This is a genomic window from Peptococcus simiae, assembly GCF_046569735.1.
GTDB lineage: Bacteria > Bacillota > Peptococcia > Peptococcales > Peptococcaceae > Peptococcus > Peptococcus simiae_A.
The window spans coordinates 1-529 of record NZ_JBKICG010000052.1 but is presented as its reverse complement, the minus strand read 5'-3'; the positions used below and the strand labels follow the sequence as shown (position 1 = coordinate 529).

General features: G+C 43.9%; 1 protein-coding gene. It reads right to left on the bottom strand.

Annotation, left to right across the window (positions count from 1 at the left end):
• Positions 1 to 529: IS30 family transposase (locus ACLGL1_RS09825; protein WP_411008489.1), on the bottom strand; the 529-nt coding region annotated here is incomplete at both ends.

Genomic DNA, 529 nt, shown 5'->3' with positions numbered 1-529 from the left:
CTTCAACGAGTGCGTCTTCGCTGACCTTAGAAAAGTCAGTTGTTTTGGGAAAGAATTCTCTGAGAAGTCCATTTGCGTTTTCGTTGCTCCCGCGTTGATAGGGACTCCCCGGATCTGCAAAATAAATAGGTACTTTTAGGCTTTCCTGAATTTCTTCATAGCAGGCAAACTCTTTGCCCCGATCGCTTGTGATTGTTTCCAGTGAACTGCCCACCATTTTTGCTAATTGAACGATGGAATCCCTCATGGATACTGCTGTCCGATCAGGCATTTTGAAGGCCAAGTATAAGCGGCTTTTACGTTCAAGGAAAGTTGCCACACAAGCTTTACTCTTATTCCTAGGCGATAAAACACTGTCTGCTTCCCAATGGCCAATAGACATCCTATCTTCCACTTCTTCTGGTCTATCATGAATGGATAAACCAGTGGCAAAAGTGCCTCTGGTATCACCGTCTTGTTTTTTCTTGCCCTTATGGCGAAGAATATCTACATCTAGACCTAAAAGGCCAGTGTAAAGCCAGCGATAAAT